The organism is Empedobacter sp. GD03861 (assembly GCF_029840885.1).
In the GTDB taxonomy this organism is placed as follows: domain Bacteria; phylum Bacteroidota; class Bacteroidia; order Flavobacteriales; family Weeksellaceae; genus Empedobacter; species Empedobacter falsenii_B.
The window spans coordinates 68,057-90,402 of record NZ_JAOCDJ010000009.1 but is presented as its reverse complement, the minus strand read 5'-3'; the positions used below and the strand labels follow the sequence as shown (position 1 = coordinate 90,402).

Genomic DNA, 22,346 nt, shown 5'->3' with positions numbered 1-22,346 from the left:
TATCTGAAAAATTGAAAGATAATTGGTATTTATTGGAACGAATTGAGTAATACAATTTCAAAATTTATTGCTTAAACTGTATCTTTGCATCGATTTTAAAGAAGCAAATGTCCAATTATTTTCAATATTTTAAACATCCAATTACTACGTACGAACTTCCCAAAAAGTTTGATTATCCATTTTATTATGAACCTACTGAAATTGCGAAGCAAGCATGTAGAGAGCTACAAGAATACTTGGAAAATCAAACCGATTTTGAACATAATTTTGGTTTAGAAAATGACCAATCTTCCACTCCAATTGGTAAAATGTTTGGTGTTTTAATTGTTCGAAATCAAAAGAATGAAGTAGGATATTTAGCGGCAGTTTCAGGTAAATTGGCTAATACTAATCAGCACAAATTTTTTGTTCCACCTATTTTTGATATGTTGAATAAAAATGGTTTTTTCTTAGAACAAGAAGAACGTCTGAATGAAATCAATCGTATTTTAGAATCATTAGAAAATGATCAAAACTATTTACAAGTTAAAGAAGATTTTATTCAATTTGAAATCAATTCTAAGTTAAAAATTGAAGAAGGAAAACAACTATTAAAATTAAATAAAAAAGACCGAAAATCCCAACGAGAAACAATTTCTCCAACTTTATCTCAAGAAGAAATTCAATTTTTTGAAGAAGATTTAGTCAAACAAAGTTTACGTGATAAATATGAATTTAGAATTCTAAATGAAAAACTTGATTCTGAAAAACAGATTTTATTAAGCAAAATAAATGTTTTTGAGAATGAAATCAATTCATTAAAAGAAGAACGAAAAATAAAATCTAATTCACTTCAAAATCAATTGTTTAATCAATATCAATTCTTGAATAAGTTTAAGCAAGAAAAAGGATTATTAGAAATTTTTTCAACAACTGTATTTCAACAACCTCCAGCTGCTGCTGGTGAATGTGCTGCACCCAAATTATTGCAATATGCATTTCAAAATGATTTAGAACCAATTTGTATGGCTGAGTTTTGGTGGGGAGATTCGCCAAAATCTGAGGTTAGAAAACATGGTCAATTTTATCCAGCTTGTACAGGAAAATGTGAGCCTATTTTAGGACATATGTTGCAAGGAATTGAACTGAATGAAAACTTATTGTTGAAGCAAAATTCAACTGTTGAAGAGTTAGAAATTTTATATCAAGATAATGATTTGGTTGTCATCAATAAACCAGAAGAGTTTCTTTCTGTTCCTGGAATTGAGATTAAAGATTCTGTTTATCTTAGAATTAAACATCAATTTCCATTGGCAACAGGTCCAATTATTGTTCATCGTTTGGATATGTCAACTTCTGGAATTCTTGTTTTGGCGTTAAATAAAGAAAGTCATAAACTTCTTCAACAACAATTCATTAAACGTAAAGTTCAGAAACGCTACATTGCACTTTTAGATGGAAATGTTGAGCGCGATAATGGTTTTATAGATTTACCTTTACGTGTGGATTTGGACGATAGACCGAGACAAATGGTTTGTTATGAACATGGAAAAACGGCGCAGACAAAGTATGAAGTCATTGCAAGAAAAGACAATAAAACGCTTGTCTATTTTTATCCAATTACTGGTCGTACACATCAATTACGCATGCATGCTTCGCATCGTTTAGGACTAAATGCGGCAATTATTGGTGATGATTTATATGGTACGAAAACAAATCGTTTACATTTACATGCCGAATCCTTAGAATTTACGCATCCGAAGACGAAAGAATTGATGAAATTTCAAGTAGATCCAAATTTTAATCTCTAATTTTGCGAAAGAATACAAAGAATGGAAAATAAAGATTTGACAATACGAGAAGTAATTTATCGCGATATGGATACGTTGATTATGGCAAAATTGAAAAACGGATCTAATATTTCGATAGATGATTTGATCGATATTTCTTCTTATTTAGCTGCAAGTTTGTTCCGTGAACGTTGGAAACAAAAAGGTGAGTTGAGCGAAGAAGAAGTGAATATCGTTTTAGGAAATTTAGGTGATTTTTGCAATGAACATTTTGGTGAATATTTTACGCAACAAGATTTTGATAAAATTGTAAAAATCTCCCAATTATTGTTACAAAAACCTACGTTTGATAACGATTCGAAAGAATTTTTTGATGAAATATTGAAAAATTAGAAAAAAAATAAGCATAAAAAAACCACTTCGAGAGAAGTGGTTTTTTATTATATCTAAAATTGATTAATCAATTACTTTTCCAATTAAATCGAATTCGTAAGCTTCGATAATCTCTACATTTACAAAATCACCAACTGGTAAATAGGTATCAATTGCAGAAATCAAAACTTCATTATCAACATCTGGCGAATCATATTCTGTACGACCAATAAAATTCTCACCTTCTTTGCGATCAATCATTACTCTAAATTGTTTTCCAATTTTTTCTTGATTCAAATCGTACGAAATCTGAGATTGAATTTCCATAATCTCTTCAACACGTTGTTGTTTTACTTCTTCTGGAACATCATCTTCCAAATTATAAGCATGTGTATTTTCTTCGTGTGAATAAGTAAAACATCCCAGACGATCAAATTTTTGCTCTTGTACCCACGCTTTCATTTCTTGGAAATCTTCTTCGGTTTCACCTGGATAACCACAAATTAACGTTGTACGAATCGCCATATCAGGAACTTTTGTACGCATTGCATCTAACAAAGCATTTGTTTTTTCGTGTGTTGTACCACGACGCATTGATTTTAATAATTTTGTCGAAATATGTTGTAACGGAATATCGATATAATTACAAACTTTAGGTTCTTCGCGAATTACATCCAAAACATCTTCTGGGAAACCAGCTGGAAATGCGTAATGCAAACGAATCCATTCGATTCCTTCAATTTTCACTAACTCTCTTAATAAAGTCGCTAATTCACGTTTTTTATAAATATCTAATCCATAATACGTTAAATCTTGCGCAATCAAAATTAATTCTTTCGTTCCATTTTTTGCCAATTTAGTAGCTTCTGTAACTAAATCTTCGATTGGACGAGAAACATTTCCTCCACGCATCAAAGGAATTGCACAGAAAGAACAAGGACGATCACAACCTTCTGCAATTTTAAGATAAGCATAATGACGAGGAGTTGTTGTTAAACGTTCTCCAACTAATTCGTGCTTATAATCTGCTCCTAAAGCTTTTAACAATAATGGTAACTCGCGCGTACCAAAATATTGATCAACATTTGGAATTTGTTCAATTAAATCTGGTTTGTATCGCTCTGACAAACATCCTGTCACGAAAACTTTTTCTACCAAACCATCTTCCTTACGTTGCACATAATCTAAAATTGTATCAACACTTTCTTCCTTTGCATTATCAATGAAACCACAAGTATTAATCACTACAATTTCCCCAGATTGTTCATGTACAACCTCTTTCCCATTGGCTTTCAGCTGTCCCATTAACACCTCAGAATCGTATACATTTTTAGAACATCCTAACGTAATTACATTAATTTTCTTTTTTCCAGTCGATTTTGTACGCATTACTCTAATTTAAGTCTGCAAAATTACGAAATATTTGAGAGAACTAATCGAAAAGATTGAATGGAACTAGTATAAATAGCTAAAATAAAATTTTTTAAACCTAAATGGATTTAAATAGAATAGATTTCTATACAACTAACTATTTAAGAAGATTAATCAATTATTATGATATTCTATTGAAAACTCATTCAGTAAACCTATTTTAACTAATTGATTAACAAAATACAATAGAGTATTTATGATTTAATCTCAACAATAAATGTTAAATTTGAGTTTATTAGTATTTTAAGTTAGATTTCAAAGCAATGCTTTGAAATTAAGAAGGTCAAGATTTCTCTTGACCTTTATTTTTTATATTTAATCGATATGATAATGACTCGGAAAAACTTTTTTAGGATTCTGTTTGAGAATATTCAACCTGAATTGACTTTCTAAAAATCCATAACCATAATTGAAAAATTGAATTAAAGTTGTTTGAATCGACAATAAACCAACTACCGCTGATTTAAAACGAATAGTTGAGAAAATAAAAATCAAAAACATGTAAATTAACCACAAAACAAATGGGGTTTGTAGGATAAATTGATGTTTTGGAAGAATAAAACTCAACAATAAAAATAAAAATGCAACTAAAGTTCCGACAAAAAATAAACTCGGAAACCAAAAAGTTGGTTTGATATAATTTGGATGACGTTGATTTAGAATTGGGCGTGCAACTCCAAATTGATACACTTGTTTCGCAAATTTCTTTAACGAAGTTCTACGTTTATGTATCACTTTCGAATCTTGAAATAATCGCGTTTCAAAACCATTTTCCCACAAACGCAGCGATAAATCTGGATCTTCTCCAACACGCAAATCAGCAAAACCACCCGTTTTTTCGTAGGCTTTTCGAGAAATTCCCATATTAAAACTACGCGGCTGAAATTTACCAATTTGCTTTTTTCCTCCTCTGATTCCTCCTGTTGTCAAAAAAGAAGTCATCGAAAAAGTAATCGCTTTCTGCAAATCTGTAAACGAATCATCTGCATCATCTGGACCACCAAAAGCATCAACAAAATTGTTTGTTAATTCTTTTTTAACCGATTCAATATAAGTCGAAGGAATAATCGTATCAGAATCTAAAAAAATGAAATAATTTCCATTCGCTTTTTCCATTCCAAAATTTCTCGATTTTCCTGGACCTGAATTTGTTTTGTAATAATAATGAAGATCTAATTGAGTTTCAAATTTAACACAAACAGCATCCAATTTATTTTTAGAACCATCGTCTACAATAATAATTTCGAATGACTTATCCGTTTGTTTCGTTAAACTTGACAATAATTCTGTCAATTCATCTTGACGTTCGTAAACGGCAATAATTATCGAAAGTTGTAAATCTTCTTTTTCCAAAATATATTATTGATTGAATGATTCTTTCAACTCTAATGTCACTTTCTGAATTTCATCTAAACTCTTAAAATGATTCAATTTGAAAGTTGATTTTGATTGATTCAATTCGTGAACAATCGCCAAAATCGTATCCAATGGACTTTGCTCCTCTCCTTTCGAAGTTTCGTCAAAATTAATTCCAACCAAAGAAACTTCTTCAATCATTCCGAACAACCATTCTTCTAAAAAAGTATTCAAATCTATCGAATCAATTTTATGATTTGCCCATTGATTTTGTTTCGCTTTTTCAGCTAAATATGTATTCGACCAAAAACAAATAACCTCTAAATTAGAGCCATCTTCATACTCAAATTCCTCTGAATACGAAACAGCAAAACCTTCTTCCGAAGTTAAAAGATATACTTTTTGATCTTGACAAATTTCTTTTATAAATTGACTCACTTCTCTTAATTTTGATTTTTAGCTTTTTTACTTCCTTCGTACATTTCGTATTGTAAAAAGTCGCATTCTAACTTACCGTTAAACACTTTTACTTTTTTCGAAGGACGTAAACCGACATATTTTTTGGCTTGTAAATCTGATGTGATAAACCACGCCAATGTATTTGGATAACTCGATTTTAACGTGTCACCAATTTGTTTGTAAAATTCTTGATTATTATTTTCGATACGCTCATCATAAGGCGGATTGAACACCAATAAAACTGGGAACAATTCCTTTTTAGATGTAAAGAAATCTTGATTTCTAACTTCAATAAAATCCTCTAAATCAGCAGATTTTATATTCATCTGCGCAATTTTTACCATCATTGGAGAAATTTCGTAACCTACAATTTTATATTCAGATTCTTTGATACGATTTAAGCGCGTATTACGAATTTGTGTAAACAATGTTTCATCATAATCTGGCCAATTCTGAAAAGCAAAATGCTTACGATGAATTTGTGGCGGAATATTATTCGCAATCATCGCCGCTTCAATCAACATTGTTCCCGAACCACACATTGGATCAAGGTAATTTCCTTTTCCATCATAACCCGCTTGCAACAACAAACCTGCTGCTAAAACCTCGTTAATTGGAGCTGGACCAGTTTCTTCACGATAACCACGTTTGTGCAACGATTCTCCAGAAGAATCTAACGACAACGTAATTTTATCGTGCGAAATATGTAAGTTAAAACGTACATCTGGAAAATCTTTATCAATGCTTGGACGACGACCATTTTTTTCTTTGAATCGATCTATAATAGCATCTTTCACTTTTAAAGCAGCATAATGCGAATGCGTAAAATAATCTGAATGAACAGTTGGATCAATCATAAAAGTTTGATCGACATTTAGATAATTTTCCCAATGGAATTTTTTGAATTTCTCATACAATTGATGATCATTTTTCGCAGAAAACGAAAGAATTGGCTTCTGTATACGAAGTGCAGTACGCAAGCTGTAATTTGCTTTGTACATGAAACCTAAATCGCCATTAAATTCAACCATTCGGTTTTGGATTTTAACATCTGCCGCACCCAACGCTTTTAATTCTTGCGCTAATATTTCTTCGAAACCAAAAAAGGTTTTCGCAATCATTCTGAAATTTTCCAAGGAAATAAAATTTTTACAAAAGTACGGGAAATAAAGGAAATGGAGAAAGGAATAATTGTTTTTCGATATTCTAAACTAATTTATATCTTAACAAAAAATATTTCATGGATCAAGAAACTAAATATGAAAAAATATTGGTTCGATATTATAGTAAGGTTTTAGAAGAAGAAATAGTTGAAACACTTTGGACAGAAACCATAGACAAAGAAAAAGGATTATATAAAATTGAAAATATTCCGTTCTATGGTCCATGTTTTTCAAGTGACGATATAGTATTTGCTGAATATGATAACGATGAAGAATGTTTGACTTTTAGAAAAGTAATTGAATTTTCTGGAAATTCGACAGTTCAAGTTATAATAATGAATGATGAAATTAATAGAGATGATATTAGAAATATTTTCAAGAATTTGAATTGTGAAAGTGAAGCGCTGAATGAAAAATACTTTGTTCTAGAAATTCCTTTAAAAATAAATTATAAATCTGTTTTTGATAAATTAATCGAATTACAAGAAAATGAATTTATTGCTTTTGCAGAACCTGTTTTATCAGAAAAACATCGTGATGAAACCAGATAATAATCTTAATAATATTTTTTAATTTCTATATTTTCCTTCATCGACATTCTTCGTACCTTTCGGCTATTAAAGTTTAATTTTTTAGAATTCGATATAAAATGGAAAAAATCACAGATCGTCTTTCAGCTTTGAGAGAGGTTATGAAACAAAATGGAGTTAGCGCAACAATTATTCCTGGAACAGATCCGCACGGAAGCGAATATTTACCAAATCGTTGGAAAGAGCGTACATGGATTTCAGGTTTCAATGGATCGGCTGGAACTGCAGTTGTTACGTTAGAAAAAGCAGCTGTTTGGACAGATTCGAGATATTTTATTCAGGCAGAAGATCAATTAAAAGACACGACTTTTGAGTTGATGAAAATGAGAATGCCAGAAACTCCTTCTATCAACGAATGGATTATTTCTCAATTAAAAGAAGGAGAAGTTGTTGGTCTTAATCCGCAAATGTTTGCGCACAATGCTTTTGCAGAAAATTATAACGAGTTTTCATTCAATCAACTTTCAGTTAAAAATATTGATTTAATTGATTTAGCTTGGCAAGATCGTCCTGCTTTACCAGAGAATCCATTCTATATTTATGATGTAAAATTTGCTGGAAAATCTGCTTCAGAAAAAATTTCGGAAGTGCGCAATGAGATGAAAAAAGCAAATACCAATGTATATATCATGAATTCGTTGGATGAAATTGCGTGGTTATTTAATATTCGTGGAAATGATGTTAACTATAATCCATTGACAATTTCATATGCCGCTGTGGATACAGAAAATGCGTATTTATTTATAGATGAAGCAAAAGTAACTCCAGAAACAAAAACTGCTTTAGCAAATGAAGGAATTACAATTCAACCTTATTTAACGATTTATGATTATTTAAAGAAACAAAACGAAAAATCGCATGTATTGGTAGATGGAAATCGAATTAATCAATCGTTATACGAAGCAATTTCTACTTCTTCAACTATTAATTTAGCTGCTTCTCCAGTAACAAACTTAAAATCGGTTAAAAATGAAATCGAGCAAGAAGGTTTCAGAAATGCAATGGTAAAAGATGGTGTTGCTTTAACTAAATTCTTCATGTGGTTAGAAGAAAATATCGACAATAATATTAATGAAGTTACAGTTGATGAGCAATTGAAATTTTTCCGTTTGCAACAGGAAAATTGTAAAGGTGCAAGTTTCGGAACAATCTGTGGTTACGCAGATCACGGCGCAATGAACCACTACTCTGCTTCGCCTGAAACTGCTTATACATTAGGTCGAAAAGAAATGTTGTTAATCGATTCTGGAGCTCAGTTTTTGGAAGGAACAACAGATATTACGCGCACATTGATGTTAGGAGAACCAACAGCGCAACAAAAAACAGATTACACCTTAGTTCTTAAAGGAAATATTGGTTTATCGGAAGCTATTTTTCCTGTTAATTCTCGTGGTTCTTTGTTAGATGTTTTGTCGCGTAAAGCGCTTTGGGAAAACGGTTTCAATTATGGGCACGGAACTGGACACGGAGTTGGTCATTTCTTATGTGTACACGAAGGGCCACAAAGTATTCGTTTAGAAGAGAATTTAACTCCACTAAAAGCTGGAATGGTGCTTTCTAACGAACCTGGTTTGTATCGCGATGGTGAATACGGAATCAGAATCGAGAATCTAATGATTGTTCAACCAGCGATGTCTACTCAATTTGGTGATTTCTTGAAGTTTGAGATTATTACAGTTTTCCCAATTGAGAAAAATTTGATTGATGTTAATTTAATGACAAACGAAGAAATTGCATGGTTGAATAATTATCATCAATTTGTTTTCGAGAAAATTTCTCCATTCTTAGATGAGAAAGAAACAACTTGGTTAAAAGAAAAATGTGAGGCTATTTCTAAGTAAATTTAATTTCAACAAAAAGTCATTCTAAATTCGTTTCAGAATCAGACATAAAAAAATAAGAAACTGAAAATAAATTCAGCTAGACAAAAAAATCCTATTCACTTGCGAATGGGATTTTTTATTTCCCATAAAATTTGTATTATTGCAACATATTTGCATTAAGAAATGAAAAGACGAAATACACCAACCAAACAAGCGGTTATTGATTTGTTCAATTCGTGTACGACTGCATTAAATCAGGAACAAATTGAAACGCAACTGCAAGAAAAAATGGACAGAGCAACGATTTATCGTATTCTGAATAATTTTTGCGAAGACGGAATGATGCATAAAGTTGTGGGAGATGACGGCGTAAATTATTTTGCGATGTGCAAAACGTGTTGCGAACATACACAGCATCACCACGATCATTTTCATTTTCGTTGCACGACTTGTAATCAATTGATTTGCTTAAAAGAAGAAATAAAAATTAGTTTACCCGAAGGATTTTCGATGCAAGATTGCAATTGCGTCATCACAGGAACTTGCTCAAATTGCCAATAATAACAACAATGGATTTACAATGGTTTGTAAAATGGTTTAACTCGCCATATTATCATATTTTATACAAGAACAGAAGCTTAACAGAAGCGGAAGATTTTATTCAAAAAATCACGAAATATTTACAACTTCCACAGTACGCAAAAGTGTTAGATTTAGCTTGTGGAAAGGGACGACATGCTATTACATTAAATAAATTAGGTTTTGATGTTTTGGGAATCGATTTATCTGAAGAAAGTATCAAGTACGCCAAACAATTTGAAAATGAATATTTAAAATTTGAAAAACATGATATGCGCGAAGTCTATCATCCAAACGAATTTGATGCAGTTTTCAATCTTTTTACAAGTTTTGGTTATTTTGAGAATTATGAAGATAATTTTAAAGTTTTTGAAGCTGTAAAACAACAAATAAAATCACATGGAATCTTTGTTTTAGATTATCTGAATGCAGAAAAAGTAGTTTCGACAATGATTCCTTATGAGGAAAAGCTGATTGATGGAATTTTATTCAAAATCACAAAATCTGTCGAAAATGGTTTTATCAAAAAAGAAATTGATTTCACAGATAAAGGCGAAATATTTCATTTTGAAGAGTTTGTTCGTTTAATTTATTTCAACGATTTCAAAAAAATATACGAAACAGAAGGTTTTATTTTAGATAAAGTATTTGGAAATTATAATCTCGATGCTTTTGATGAACAAACTTCTGACCGATTAATTCTAGTTTTAAACAAATGAAAGAAAGTCTAATCTTAATTTCAAGTGTGTTAATTGGAGTTTTATTTTCTCGAATATTACTCAAAAATAAACACAACTCAAAACTGCTACTAACCTTTAGTGGTGCGTATTTTTTGGCGATGACCGTTTTAGAAATTTTGCCACAAGTCTATGGACATCCATCCGAAAATCATAGCCATCATTCTATTGGATTGTTTGTTCTATTAGGTGTTGTTGTGCAATTTATTTTAGAAACGATCAGTAAAGGCGTTGAGCACGGACATATTCATTTGCACAAAAAAGAGCAATTTCCTTTCGGAATTTTTGGCGGATTGTTTTTGCATTCAATTATCGAAGGAATTCCTGTTGCAAATGCAGAATCTCACAATTTTATGTGGGCAATTTTTGTTCATAATATTCCAGTTTCAATGATTTTGTTTAGCGCATTATGTCAACATACAGAATCTAACGCAAAACGTTTTCTATTTATGGCTTTATTTGCTTTAGCAGCTCCATTTGGTTATTTCTTAGGAAAACATACTATTATTTCTAACTATTCATTAGAAATGAGTGCAATTGTTTCAGGAATATTTTTACACATCTCTACAGTAATCTTATTTGAAAGTAATGAAGGACACAAATTTAATTTGAAGAAGTTTGGTTCTATTTTAGTCGGTTTTATTCTCGCTTATTTAACCGTTTCAATGCATGTACATTCTCATTAATATATAAAAGCAACTTATTAAAAGTTGCTTTTTTTATTTTTAATAATCACTATATTTATTTAAATAAAGTTTAAAATGAATAAATTAAGCCAATATATTCTACTATTAATAATTATCACAAGTTGTCACAATTCCTTTGATGGTAAAGCTAATAATGCTTTACAAGGAAATTGGATAAAAGAATATTATCCTGAAGAAACTATGATAGATGAAGATTTACCTCCTCCTGATTTTTTTTTCAAACCTAATGTTTTATACACTTTTCAAAATGATACATTGTTTGACGCTAATCAATTTCACAATTATAATAAAAAAACAAAAAAAAATAATTATTTAGGTTATAAGACAAAATTCATTATTAAAGATTCCATTATTTATTGGTACAATACACTAACAAAACAAGATATCGAGTATGGTAAAATAAAGAAATTTACAAATGATACTATTTACTTCGAAAACTTTATGCTTGTTAAAGAAAAAGCACAACAAGTTTATCAAAACAAATTTGATGCAATAATCGTTACAAGTAGTGGTTGTTATGGAACTTGTCCTATTTATAATTATCGAATAGAGGCTGATGGGACTTTTATATATGATGGTGAAAAATTTACAAATATAGAAGGTCTTTACAAAGGCAAAATTAATAAGGAATATTTTAATTACTTTAAAAAAATATTAAATCAGATTGATATTAAGAATTTACCAAATAAATATGAAAGGCTTGCAACAGATGGTAATTACGAAGAATTAGTCTTTGTAAAAGACGAAAAAGTAATCAAGAAAATTTCATTCTATTTAAATGATGGACCACCGAAAGTTAAACAATTATTAGATATTTTACGATTGATGGATTATTATTTGGAAGATAAAAAACCGTATCAATCTCAAAATTATTTTTCAATTCAAAACCCTCTTTATTTTTATAAAACAGAAAATGGAGAAGATTTTAGTAATTATCAGATGTTCTATTTATGGACAGAATTGATGAAACATCAAACAAATCCATTTAAATTTACATCTAAAACTATAAAAATAAACAATTTTAGACCTAATTATTATTGGAATTCTGAGCACAAATATTTTAACCCAAAAAGTTTAGAATCATTGGAAACGGATCATCAACGCTTTCAAATAAAGTTTAAAAATGAACCAATACAATATTATGATTTGGGTTATAATTTTTTAGAGAATAATAACTATTATACAAATTAAAAAAAAGTTCAAAATTTGAACTTCTTTTTTAATTATAACATTTTTCGATGATCTAAAACAAGAATTTCTCCATTCGAAACAAATTTCCATTTTTGATCTTTTTTACATTCATTTTTTGGTGTCGAAGATTTAATATTAAATTCGACTTCTTTGTTTTTCATCAAAATTGAAGTATGATAATCGCATTCACCAATTTTTACATTTGTCGATACATTATCATTTGCCAATAAATCCGTTTCTGGAATAGATTTTATTGCTTCATTAATAATATTCAAATCTAATTCATTGTAAATCAAATCAAAATTATCTGTAACTAAATTTGTCGATAATCGAAATGAATTTGCCTCAACATCAGTACGAATCGCTGTATTTTTAGTATTCAAATCCAATTCTTCGATACGTTTTGGACAATCCAAATAATCTGGAATTTTCTGAGCTTGCTTACTTTGTAAATCTTTCTGAAAAGCTGTAAGTTCAGAAAATAATTGTTTTTTTTCGGGTGAAGCTTCTTTAAATTCTGTTGTTTCTGTTAATTCTTGTTGAGTGAGCTTTTTAATTTCAGGTTTATTTTCTGAACAATTAAATAAAAGAAATAAAGTAAAAAATGAGTAAAAATAATGTTTCATAAGCAAGAATATTTGGTTCTACTAATTTATGAAACATTATTCTCAATTTCAATTATTTAACGTTCTGAATTATAAATTTAATATAAATGATAAATTGAGAAATATTAATTAAGATTATTTATATTTTTCTAAATCTAACCCAAGAATATCTCCAACTTTAGAAAATTCTTCATTTACCTTTGCATTCAAAACAAGTTGTTCATTTGTAATTGGATGATTAAACACTAGTTCATGCGCGTGAAGCATCATTCCTTTCAATCCAAAATTCTCTAACCACAATTTATTTTGCTTGTTACATCCATGCGGACGACTTCCCAAAATTGGATGAAAAATATGACGAAAATGCTTGCGCAACTGATGCATACGACCAGTTTCGGGAATTGCTTCTACCAAACAATAACGTGAAGTCGGATGATTGTTATATTCTAAATCAATTTCTGCCGTTTGTAAACGATGAAAATAGGTAATTGCATTTTGCTTTACACCATCATCATTCGTCAAATCATAGTCTATCGTCATTTCTTCTGGCGACCAACCACGCAAAATAGCCAAGTATTTTTTCTCAACTTCGCGTGTTGCAAAACGATCATTCATAATTTTTAAACTTTCTTTATCTAAAGCAAAGAGCAAAACTCCTGACGTTTTACGATCCAAACGATGAATAGGATAAACATGTTGTCCACCAATTTGATTGCGTAATTCCTGAACCGCAAAAACAGATGCATCACGCGCATAAAAAGATTTGTGAACCAACAATCCACTTGGTTTGTTAATGGCAATAATATATTCGTCTTGATAAAGAATTTCTAACATTTGGCAAAAATAGAAAGTTATTTTCGGTTAGAAAATAGAACAGTATTATATTTATTGCTTAATAAAATTGAATGAAAAAAGGATTGATTATTGGAAAAGGTTGGTTGGGATCAAGATTAGAAAAGTATTTAGAAAAGCAATTTTTGATTGAAACTACGAAACGAATTTCGGATGCAGAAAATTGTTTTTCAATCGATTTTGATCATTACAAATCTGAAAAAATTAAACACAATTATGATTTTGTTATTGTGACAATTCCATTTGGAAGAAGAAATAATTTAGACGATTTACAGAAAAGATTTCAGCATTTAATTGACTTTTTAGATGATTATAACAATCAACTTATTTTACTTAGTTCAACAGCTATTTATCCTGAAAATAATGAAATTATTTCTGAAAATTCAATTGAAACTTTTTATTTAAACAACCCTTATTATTCAATTGAAAATCAATTAAAAGAAAAGTTCAATCAATTGATTATTTTACGCTTAGGTGGATTAATGGGAGACGATAGATTTCTTTCTAAATATATAGATTTATATAGTCAAAATCTATCTCAAATGGTGAATCATATACATTATCTAGATATTTGTCAAGTGATTGAGAACTTGATTAATTCAAATAAAAATTCATCAATTTATAATGTTGTTGCACCAAAACATCCTACCAAAGAAGAAGTGTTAGAATATCAATTAAACAAGGAAATTATTTCCGCTACAAATCGAGAAGGAAAAATAATTTCAAGTCAAAAAATACAAGATGAATTTAATTATGAATTTCTTTACCCAAACCCAGTTTACTTTAAGGAAAATTAATTTCTTCTCTTTCGTTCTTTCGATTTAAATACAAAATAAAATGTTATCACTGATATAACAGTAATTAATATTGTGTCCCAATTTTCTTTGAATAAAGTCGTGATATTTTCCATTCTTGATGTTTATAAAGTTTAAAATTATAAAAAAAGCTGCTCTTACGAACAGCTTTTTAGGAATTTATCTTAAATCTATTTGATTAAGCGTGAATTGGACGATTGTCTGTAGCAGCTAAAGCAGCTTCTTTGATCGCTTCTGAGAATGTTGGGTGAGCATGAGACATTCTTGTTAAATCTTCTGCAGATGCACGGAATTCCATTGCTACAACTCCTTCTGCAATTAAATCAGCAGCACGAGCACCAATAATATGCATTCCTAAGATTTCGTCTGTGTTTTTATCAGCTAAAATTTTAGCAAAACCGTCTGTATCCATAGATGCACGAGCACGTCCTAAAGCTTTGAAAGGGAAAGAACCAACTTTGTACTCTACTCCTTCTTCTTTTAATTGCTCTTCTGTTTTACCAACTCCTGCAACTTCTGGCCAAGTATAAACAACACCAGGAATTAAGTTATAGTTGATATGAGGTTTTTGACCTGCTAATTGCTCAGCAACTAAAACACCTTCTTCTTCTGCTTTATGTGCTAACATTGCACCAGCAACAACGTCACCAATCGCATAAATGTTAGAAACATTAGTTTGTAAGTGATCGTTTGTTTTGATACGACCTCTTTCGTCAACCTCTACTCCTACGTTTTCTAAACCTAAAGATCCTGTGAAAGCACGACGACCAACAGCTACTAAAGCGTAATCTCCGTTAATTTCGATTTCTTCTCCTTTTTTAGAAGTTGCTTTTAATGTAACATCATTTCCGTTATTTACAACAGAAGTTACACCAGTTGAAGTGTGGAATTTCATTCCTTGTTTTTTCAATACTTTTGTCAACTCTTTAGACAAAGCACCATCCATTCCTGGAATAACACGGTCTGCATATTCTACAACAGTTACTTGAGAACCCAAACGTAAGTAAACAGATCCTAACTCTAATCCGATAACACCACCACCGATAACGATTAAGTGTTTTGGAACTTCAGATAAAGCTAATGCTTCTGTAGAAGTGATGATACGAGTTTTATCTGTTGGTGCAAATGGTAATTCAGATGAAACTGATCCAGTTGCAATAATTGTATTTTTAGCTTCAATCTCTTGAGTAGAGCCATCTTTAGCTGTTACAACGATATGAGTTGCATCTTTAAAAGCACCAGTACCTTCTAAAACATCAATATTATTTTTACTCATCAAGTATTTGATACCAGCTACGTTAGTATCTACAACACCTGCTTTTCGAGCAATCATTTGAGTGAAGTTTACTTTTGGAGCATCGATTTCGATTCCGTGCTCTTTAAAGTGATTTACAGCATCGTAATAGTGGTGAGAAGAATCTAATAAAGCTTTTGATGGAATACATCCTACATTAAGACATGTACCTCCTAAACTTTCTTTCTCGATAATTGCTGTTTTAAATCCTAATTGCGCTGCGCGAATAGCTGCAACATATCCTCCAGGTCCAGCACCAATTACGGCTACATCATAAGAACTCATATAGTTTTATTTTGATTTATTATTATAATTAATTTAAACTCTACAAATATAACCAATATCGAATAGATTTTCGTTATAAAATTGTAATGAATTTTGTTAGGAAATTGGGAAAAATAAGCTATTCTTTAATATCTGATTTGATAAAGTTTAAAATTTCATCTTCTGTGCACAATTCATAATCTGGCTCAATTCCATATGGATAAATGTTCTTTTTAGCATCCATCATATATCCAGCTGTTAAATTATGCATATCGCCATTAGACAATTTTGTATTCGTATTCATAGTAGCTGCTCCCATCGTTTTCTTACCTAGAACTTTCACATTCGAAAGTGATTTTAACGTAATTAATGTAGCTTCGCCCGCACTACTTGTCCTATGATTAATCAAAACATAAATTTTCCTTGGATGAATTGTATTTATTATCGGATAATTAATATATCCTTTTGATAAATTATTAACTCCATTAAAAAAATATCCATCTTTTTTTGACCAAGGAATATCATCATTATTAATTTTAGAATATCCTAATACATTATCTTCAAAAAATGGTAATAAAGATGTTATCATTACCCAATTAGAACCTCCCGTATTATCTCTCAAATCGATAATCCAATAATTAGAATTTGCTTGTTCAGAAATAATTTTCAGATTATTGAAAATATAGTCTTTATCACTTATTGTTTTATTGTACCCATGACGCTTAATCCTAATATACGCAACGTCAGGAATTTTAGTTAACTTATTATTATCTTCTACTTTTAACAAACAAGCGCTATCAACTTTTGCTTTCGGAAAACGACCTGTTAATAACACTTTATCTTTCAACTTTTGCTTTCGGAAAACGACCTGTTAATAACACTTTATCTTTCGTAAGATAATGTGTATGATTATTTCCTAATAAAGTAATTGCCTCTACAATCGCCGAATCTTTCGATATTTTAGTTTTCTCGATTACTTTTTTCTCCAAATTCTCCCAATCAATTTTATCTCTATCGATAAAGCCTTTTTTCATGACAGAAAATAATTCTTCATAATCAGATGGAATCTCTGAAACTGATGATTCACTAACGATCTTTTCTTTACAACCAAATGTAAAAAGGATCAAAAAAATAAAAGAAAATTTATTTATCCTCATTGTTCTCTAAATTCATATTGTGAAATTTAAAGATAAATGATTTTTAAATACTATAAACTTTTTCCTCTAAAATACCAGATTCAATTTCAATTGGTTGTTCGCTCTGTCTAAAAATTCGGGCCGATAATTTTCCTTTCAATTCCACTACTCCATTTTCTACACGAAGCCAACTTCCTTCTCTCAATCCAACAACAACTTGATGATTAAACTTGTGAAATTCATTGATACGAGTTTCTCTTGTTTCACCTTTATGTGTAGAATTTGGATCAGGATCCAAGTAATGCGGATTAATATTAAAAGGTAAAAATTGTAACGCATCAAAACTTGGCGGATAAACAATCGGCATATCATTTGTTGTTCCAATTGTTAAACCTGTCAAATTACTTCCAGCACTTGTACCAATATATGGCGTTCCGTTATGTACAGCACTTCTCAACTCTTCGACCAAACCAAGTTCATACAACGTTTTTAGTAATAAAAATGTATTTCCTCCTCCAATAAAAATCGCTTTCGCATGCAAAATTGCTTCTTTCTTATTCTCGAAAGTATGCAAACTTTTTACAGAAACCCCAACCGTTTGCAAAGCATCTTTTACATTTTGCGTATATTCATCATACGAAATTCCCGAAGGTCGCGCATAAGGAACAAAAATAATTTCATCAGATTGAATAAATTCTTTGATTTCATCTTTTATATATTCTAAAAAACTATAGCCGTGAATAGTACTCGTACTTATCACTAATAGTCTATCATTTGGGTTTATCATGTTATTGAATTTTAACTCAAAAGTAAGTTTAAAATAAGAAAGTAGGTAAAAAATTGACAAAAAATTATACCGAATTAGATTACTTTTGTGCAATTCTAAAAAATGGAATTTCAAGATTTTAAGTTCTGCATGAAAAAAATAGTACGCTTCATAATACCTTTATTCATAGTTGTCATTATGATAATAATTGGAATAGAACAAACACTTCGAAAAATTCCCAACGATTACAAATACAAAGCAGATTATTTAAAAGAAAATGGAAAACAAATAGAAACTTTGATTCTTGGAAGTTCACATACTTTTACAGGGCTCAATCCAAAATTATTTACCAATAAGACTTTTAATGTTGCACATTCTGCTCAATCACTAGATTTAGATTATAAAATTTTTGAACAAAATCGAAAATATTTACCCAATTTAAAAACCATTATTATTCCCATTTCGTATTTTTCGTTTACAAAACAATTAAATGATTTTAATCAAAAGAAATTAAAATATTATTCAATTTATTGGAAAGTTGATATAAATAATAACGACCTTAATCTTAATTACGAAATTTTTTCAGAACCTGTTGATGTTAATTATAATCGAATAAAAGATTATTGGATTCAGGATAAAAATAATTTAACAATAGATACTAATGGTTATATAAAAAAGCGATACGAACCAAGTTGGAATGATAGTATTTACGCTAAAAAAACGTTTGAAAGACATCGTGCAAATTTGAATTCAAATCAAGTACAACATATTATAAAAACACATTTTTATGATTTAGAACAAATTATAAAACAAGCAAAATCAAATGATATAAAAATTGTTCTATTGGCTACTCCTACAACCAATTTGTATAAAAATTATGTCATAAATACACCTCAATATTTCAACTTAAAAAATAATATTAATCGCTTATCGAAATACGATAATGTCGTTTTCATCGATTATTTTATTAATAATAAAAATTTCAATAAAAAAGATTTCAAAAATTCAGATCATCTAAATGCAAAAGGTGCTGATAAGTTAACGTTGAAAATGGATTCTATTATGAATAAATAAAATAAGTGCTATAAATTTTCTCTTTTTTTCTTCACTTATTTCAACATTAAAATCATCTTCGTATCTTCACCTCTCAAACAACAAATAATGAAATTCGTTACTTTCTTAGAAAATCAACAAGAAAAAGCAGGTCTTGTTTGGCAAGATGCTATCTATGATTTGACAAAAATTAATCACAACTTACCCACTACTCTAATCGAAATCTTAGCAGATGACGAGTTTTCACTATTAATCTGTCAACAGATTACAAACGAAATTTCACGTGGTGAATATAAAAAAGCTATTATAAAAGGACCACAAATTTTGGCTCCAATACCTCATCCAGCAAGTTTTAGAGATGCGTATGCTTTTCGCCAACATGTAGAAACTTCACGCTTGAATAGAGGTTTGGATATGATTCCAGAATTTGATCAGTTTCCTGTATTCTATTTCTCTAATCATCAAGCTATTCAAGGTCCAGGAAAAATAGTTGCAATGGAAAAACATTTCGATCGAATGGATTTTGAACTTGAAGTAGCTATTGTCATCAAAAAAGAAGGTATCAATATAAAAGCAGAACATGCAGATGAATATATTGGTGGTTTTATGATTTTGAATGATTTGAGCGCACGTGCGTTACAAATGGAAGAAATGAAACTGAATCTTGGTCCAGCAAAAGGAAAAGATTTCGCTTCGATGTTTGGTCCATATTTAGTCACACCAACCGAAATCGAAAAATACAAAGTTGAGCCTAAAGAAGGACATATCGGAAATTGTTATGATTTAGAAATGTCTTGTTCAGTCAATAATATTGAAGTTTCTCGTGGAAATTTCAAAGATATGCATTGGACTTTCGCCGAAATTATTGAACGTATTTCATATGGTGTAAAACTTTATCCTGGTGATATTATAGGGTCTGGAACGGTTGGTACAGGTTGTTTTCTTGAATTGAATGGAACTGGAAAACGTAAGGATCCAGCTTATCAAGAACAATGGTTACGACCAAATGATACCATCGAAATGTCTGTTACAGGATTAGGAAAATTAGTAAATTCTGTTCATCTTTATAACCAATAAACTCAGCTTATGCAACATACAAAATCTTTTGAGCCAAATACACGTCAATTTGATGACATTTTCAAACACGCCATTTCTCCACGTCCTATTTGCTTTGCAAGTACGATAGATAAAGACGGAAATGTAAATTTGAGCCCATTTTCATTCTTCAATATGATGGGACAAAATCCGCCTATTTGTGTATTTTCTCCACTTCGAAAAATGAGAGATGGATCGACAAAGCATACATTAGAAAACATTTGGGAACATCCAGAATGTGTAATTAATATTGTCAATTATAACATGGTTCAGCAACAATCGTTGGCAAGTGTGGAATATCCAAAAGGTGTAAATGAATTTGTGAAAGCTGGTTTTACAGAATTACCTTCAGAGTTGGTTAAACCTCCTCGTGTAGCCGAATCTCCTGTTCAGTTTGAATGTAAAGTGCGTGAAGTAATTTCTGTTACAGATCAACCAGGTGCAGCTAATTTGGTGATTGCAGAAATTGTGCGCATGCATGTACAAGAGGATTTACTGGATGAAAATGATAAAGTTTCGCCTTATGATTTGGATTTAGTTGCTCGTATGGGAGGTGATTATTATTGCCGAGTTATTCCAGAATCGATCTTCGAAGTCGAAAAACCTACACGTACAATTGGTTTGGGAATAGATCAACTTCCAGATGAAGTGGAGCGTTCTAATTATTTAACAGGTAATAATTTAGGTCAATTAGGAAACGTGGAAAAATTACCTACAGATGAAATGATTCTTAATTTCAAGGAACAATTGACAGAACGATTAGATATTCAAAAGTTTAAATCTGAAGAGGTTCGTCATCAAGTTGCTGCAAAACTTTTGGAACAAGGAGATGTAAATGGTGCGTGGTATTGGTTATTAATGAAAATTTAAACCATGAACAAAACTGCATTGGTTTTAGGAAGCTCAGGTTTGATTGGTTCTCTTCTCTTAGAAAAGTTATTCAATCATCCTGATTATTCAACTATTATCACAATTGTTCGAAAACCTCAACAAATTAATCATCCAAAATTGATTGAAATAGTTACTGATTTTAATTCGGAGATTAATTTAGATGATATTGAAACGATTGATTCTATTTTTTCGTGCTTGGGAACAACACGAAAAAAGACGCCTGATTTAGATGCTTATCATAAAATAGAAGTCGATATTCCAAATCAATTTGCAAAACTTGGGATTCAAAAAGGATTAACAAAGTTTCATTATATTTCAGCAATTGGTGCAAATACGAACTCGTCCAACTTTTATTTAAAAATGAAAGGCGAAGCCGAAAGAACTTTGCAAAAGAATAATATCAAACAATTGTTCTTATATCGTCCATCTTTGTTAATTGGAAATCGAGCGGAATATCGTTTGGCTGAGAATATCAGTGCAAAAATTTTCCCTTTGATTAATTTCTTTTTACGAGGAAACTTATCTAAATATAAATCAATTGAAGCCGAAAAAGTTGCACAATCACTTCTTGAAAATGATTTACAATTAAACTCTGAAAAAGTTTCAGTTTTATATTACAACGAAATAATTAATTCAATAAATACAACACAATGATCATATTAGCCGTACTCTTACCTTGGTTATCATTCATTTTAAGAGGAAAAATAATACAAGGCGTTATTTGCTTAATCTTACAAATCACCTTAATTGGATGGCTGCCAGCTGCAATTTGGGCTGTTGCATCACTTTTGGACGGACGAAACAAAGCAAGAATCAAACAATTGAATAGATGATAAATCAATATAAAATAGCAAAAGATAACATTAACTTGTACGTCACTTTAGAAATTAATCCTTCTAAAAGGAGAAAATTCTTTTTGTTCTTTTGCATTTTATTGATGATTTCAATTCCGATTAGTTTAATCTCAATAATTGATTCGGAGCCGCAAAATTTCATTATTCCAATTTCTATAATCAGCTTCCTTATTTTCTATTTTATTATTCGATATTTTCTGTGGAATATTTATGGAAAAGAGAATATTATTATCAATAATAAGACAATTAGTTATAATCGAGATTTTGGACTTTATCAAACTAAATATACTTCTAATCATTATTATAAATTAGATTTCGCAATTGAGCATGTCAAAAAAGATAATAATGTAGAACTTGGAGAACTTATTTTTATAAATTTCTCAGAAGAAACTCAATTGTCAGAAGTTATTTTTCAAACCTCAATATTAATTGAACTAAAAGAATTGGAAAAACTTCGACAAGAAATTGAATTGCATTTATATGATATTGATAAAGATAAATTAGCGGGTAATTACATTGTTTTCTCTCAGAATTGAAGTAATAT

25 protein-coding genes are annotated in these 22,346 nt (G+C 30.2%); 15 read left to right on the top strand and 10 right to left on the bottom strand.

Translation table 11 applies throughout. The features are described 5' to 3' along the window. Positions 1-107 precede the first annotated feature (107 nt). Together N5D03_RS07075 and N5D03_RS07070 are read left to right on the top strand one after the other, a co-directional pair. Positions 108-1,790 carry an RluA family pseudouridine synthase gene (locus N5D03_RS07075; RefSeq protein WP_280051263.1) on the top strand — a complete coding sequence of 561 codons (1,683 nt, stop codon included), beginning with the start codon at positions 108-110 and terminating at the stop codon, positions 1,788-1,790. Positions 1,791-1,811: 21 nt separating this feature from the next. Further along, positions 1,812-2,162 carry a hypothetical protein gene (locus tag N5D03_RS07070; protein ID WP_038335727.1) on the top strand — a complete coding sequence of 117 codons (351 nt, stop codon included), beginning with the start codon at positions 1,812-1,814 and terminating at the stop codon, positions 2,160-2,162. 63 nt (positions 2,163-2,225) lie between these two features. Here the strand turns inward: N5D03_RS07070 and rimO are convergent, their stop codons facing one another. The 4 genes from rimO to N5D03_RS07050 form a co-directional block, all read right to left on the bottom strand. Further along, complete coding sequence (gene rimO, locus N5D03_RS07065) at positions 2,226-3,530, bottom strand: 30S ribosomal protein S12 methylthiotransferase RimO (RefSeq protein WP_125349344.1); 1,305 nt, start codon at positions 3,528-3,530, stop codon at positions 2,226-2,228. 357 nt (positions 3,531-3,887) lie between these two features. Further along, positions 3,888-4,925 carry a glycosyltransferase gene (locus N5D03_RS07060; RefSeq protein ID WP_280051262.1) on the bottom strand — a complete coding sequence of 346 codons (1,038 nt, stop codon included), beginning with the start codon at positions 4,923-4,925 and terminating at the stop codon, positions 3,888-3,890. Positions 4,926-4,931: 6 nt separating this feature from the next. Beyond that, on the bottom strand, positions 4,932-5,366 hold the full coding sequence (locus N5D03_RS07055) for a DUF2750 domain-containing protein (RefSeq protein WP_280051261.1): 435 nt from the start codon (positions 5,364-5,366) through the stop codon (positions 4,932-4,934). A 5-nt stretch (positions 5,367-5,371) separates the two neighbouring features. Then, complete coding sequence (locus N5D03_RS07050) at positions 5,372-6,529, bottom strand: class I SAM-dependent RNA methyltransferase (RefSeq protein ID WP_280051266.1); 1,158 nt, start codon at positions 6,527-6,529, stop codon at positions 5,372-5,374. Positions 6,530-6,627: 98 nt separating this feature from the next. Between N5D03_RS07050 and N5D03_RS07045 the strand changes: the two genes are divergently transcribed. The 6 genes from N5D03_RS07045 (at position 6,628) to N5D03_RS07020 (ending at position 12,177) form a co-directional block, all read left to right on the top strand. Continuing rightward, a complete protein-coding gene (locus tag N5D03_RS07045; protein ID WP_038331503.1) occupies positions 6,628-7,101 on the top strand; it encodes a DUF4265 domain-containing protein in 474 nt (157 codons plus the stop codon). Positions 7,102-7,199: 98 nt separating this feature from the next. Then, entirely contained in the window at positions 7,200-8,981 is a 1,782-nt protein-coding gene (locus N5D03_RS07040; protein ID WP_280051260.1) for an aminopeptidase P family protein, read from the top strand. Between the two features lie 165 nt (positions 8,982-9,146). Continuing rightward, a complete protein-coding gene (locus tag N5D03_RS07035) occupies positions 9,147-9,524 on the top strand; it encodes a transcriptional repressor (RefSeq protein WP_038331495.1) in 378 nt (125 codons plus the stop codon). Continuing rightward, positions 9,515-10,261, top strand: a complete 747-nt coding sequence (locus tag N5D03_RS07030) for a class I SAM-dependent methyltransferase (protein ID WP_038331749.1) — start codon at positions 9,515-9,517, stop codon at positions 10,259-10,261. Before N5D03_RS07035 ends, N5D03_RS07030 begins: the two co-directional genes overlap by 10 nt. Beyond that, positions 10,258-10,965 (top strand): ZIP family metal transporter, encoded by a 708-nt coding sequence (locus N5D03_RS07025; protein WP_125349338.1) that lies wholly within the window; start codon positions 10,258-10,260, stop codon positions 10,963-10,965. Before N5D03_RS07030 ends, N5D03_RS07025 begins: the two co-directional genes overlap by 4 nt. Positions 10,966-11,040: 75 nt before the next feature. Continuing rightward, positions 11,041-12,177, top strand: coding sequence for a DUF6438 domain-containing protein (locus N5D03_RS07020; RefSeq protein WP_280051259.1), 1,137 nt, complete (start codon positions 11,041-11,043; stop codon positions 12,175-12,177). 32 nt (positions 12,178-12,209) lie between these two features. On the opposite strand, the gene N5D03_RS07015 is transcribed toward N5D03_RS07020, so the two are convergent. Together N5D03_RS07015 and N5D03_RS07010 are read right to left on the bottom strand one after the other, a co-directional pair. Further along, positions 12,210-12,803, bottom strand: a complete 594-nt coding sequence (locus N5D03_RS07015; protein WP_038331490.1) for a hypothetical protein — start codon at positions 12,801-12,803, stop codon at positions 12,210-12,212. 114 nt (positions 12,804-12,917) lie between these two features. After that, on the bottom strand, positions 12,918-13,616 hold the full coding sequence (locus tag N5D03_RS07010; protein ID WP_038331486.1) for a pseudouridine synthase: 699 nt from the start codon (positions 13,614-13,616) through the stop codon (positions 12,918-12,920). A 71-nt stretch (positions 13,617-13,687) separates the two neighbouring features. On the opposite strand from N5D03_RS07010, the gene N5D03_RS07005 reads away from it, so the two are divergent. Continuing rightward, positions 13,688-14,431, top strand: a complete 744-nt coding sequence (locus tag N5D03_RS07005; RefSeq protein WP_280051258.1) for a hypothetical protein — start codon at positions 13,688-13,690, stop codon at positions 14,429-14,431. A 196-nt stretch (positions 14,432-14,627) separates the two neighbouring features. Here the strand turns inward: N5D03_RS07005 and lpdA are convergent, their stop codons facing one another. The 4 genes from lpdA to pepE all read right to left on the bottom strand — a co-directional run bounded on the left by lpdA (position 14,628) and on the right by pepE (position 17,930). After that, positions 14,628-16,028: a dihydrolipoyl dehydrogenase gene (gene lpdA, locus N5D03_RS07000; protein WP_115000751.1), complete on the bottom strand. Its 1,401-nt coding sequence runs from the start codon at positions 16,026-16,028 to the stop codon at positions 14,628-14,630. Between the two features lie 118 nt (positions 16,029-16,146). Then, a complete protein-coding gene (locus tag N5D03_RS06995) occupies positions 16,147-16,854 on the bottom strand; it encodes a S41 family peptidase (RefSeq protein ID WP_125349336.1) in 708 nt (235 codons plus the stop codon). Continuing rightward, positions 16,844-17,164, bottom strand: coding sequence for a hypothetical protein (locus tag N5D03_RS06990; protein ID WP_125349335.1), 321 nt, complete (start codon positions 17,162-17,164; stop codon positions 16,844-16,846). Before N5D03_RS06990 ends, N5D03_RS06995 begins: the two co-directional genes overlap by 11 nt. Positions 17,165-17,207: 43 nt before the next feature. Then, a complete protein-coding gene (gene pepE, locus N5D03_RS06985; RefSeq protein WP_280037809.1) occupies positions 17,208-17,930 on the bottom strand; it encodes a dipeptidase PepE in 723 nt (240 codons plus the stop codon). A gap of 177 nt (positions 17,931-18,107) precedes the next feature. Here pepE and N5D03_RS06980 point away from each other — a divergent pair, with 177 nt between their 5' ends. The 6 genes from N5D03_RS06980 (at position 18,108) to N5D03_RS06955 (ending at position 22,338) form a co-directional block, all read left to right on the top strand. Next, positions 18,108-18,983 (top strand): hypothetical protein, encoded by an 876-nt coding sequence (locus N5D03_RS06980; RefSeq protein WP_125349333.1) that lies wholly within the window; start codon positions 18,108-18,110, stop codon positions 18,981-18,983. A gap of 87 nt (positions 18,984-19,070) precedes the next feature. Next, on the top strand, positions 19,071-20,039 hold the full coding sequence (locus N5D03_RS06975; protein ID WP_280049526.1) for a fumarylacetoacetate hydrolase family protein: 969 nt from the start codon (positions 19,071-19,073) through the stop codon (positions 20,037-20,039). 9 nt (positions 20,040-20,048) lie between these two features. Next, positions 20,049-20,927 (top strand): flavin reductase family protein, encoded by an 879-nt coding sequence (locus tag N5D03_RS06970; protein WP_280051256.1) that lies wholly within the window; start codon positions 20,049-20,051, stop codon positions 20,925-20,927. A gap of 3 nt (positions 20,928-20,930) precedes the next feature. After that, positions 20,931-21,602 (top strand): NAD-dependent epimerase/dehydratase family protein, encoded by a 672-nt coding sequence (locus N5D03_RS06965; RefSeq protein WP_125349330.1) that lies wholly within the window; start codon positions 20,931-20,933, stop codon positions 21,600-21,602. Beyond that, positions 21,599-21,781, top strand: a complete 183-nt coding sequence (locus N5D03_RS06960) for a YqaE/Pmp3 family membrane protein (protein WP_125349329.1) — start codon at positions 21,599-21,601, stop codon at positions 21,779-21,781. Before N5D03_RS06965 ends, N5D03_RS06960 begins: the two co-directional genes overlap by 4 nt. Continuing rightward, the gene (locus N5D03_RS06955; protein ID WP_280051255.1) at positions 21,778-22,338 is read left to right on the top strand and encodes a hypothetical protein; all 561 of its coding nucleotides are present in this window, start codon (positions 21,778-21,780) and stop codon (positions 22,336-22,338) included. The genes N5D03_RS06960 and N5D03_RS06955 overlap by 4 nt, the downstream gene beginning before the upstream one ends. Positions 22,339-22,346 lie beyond the last annotated feature (8 nt).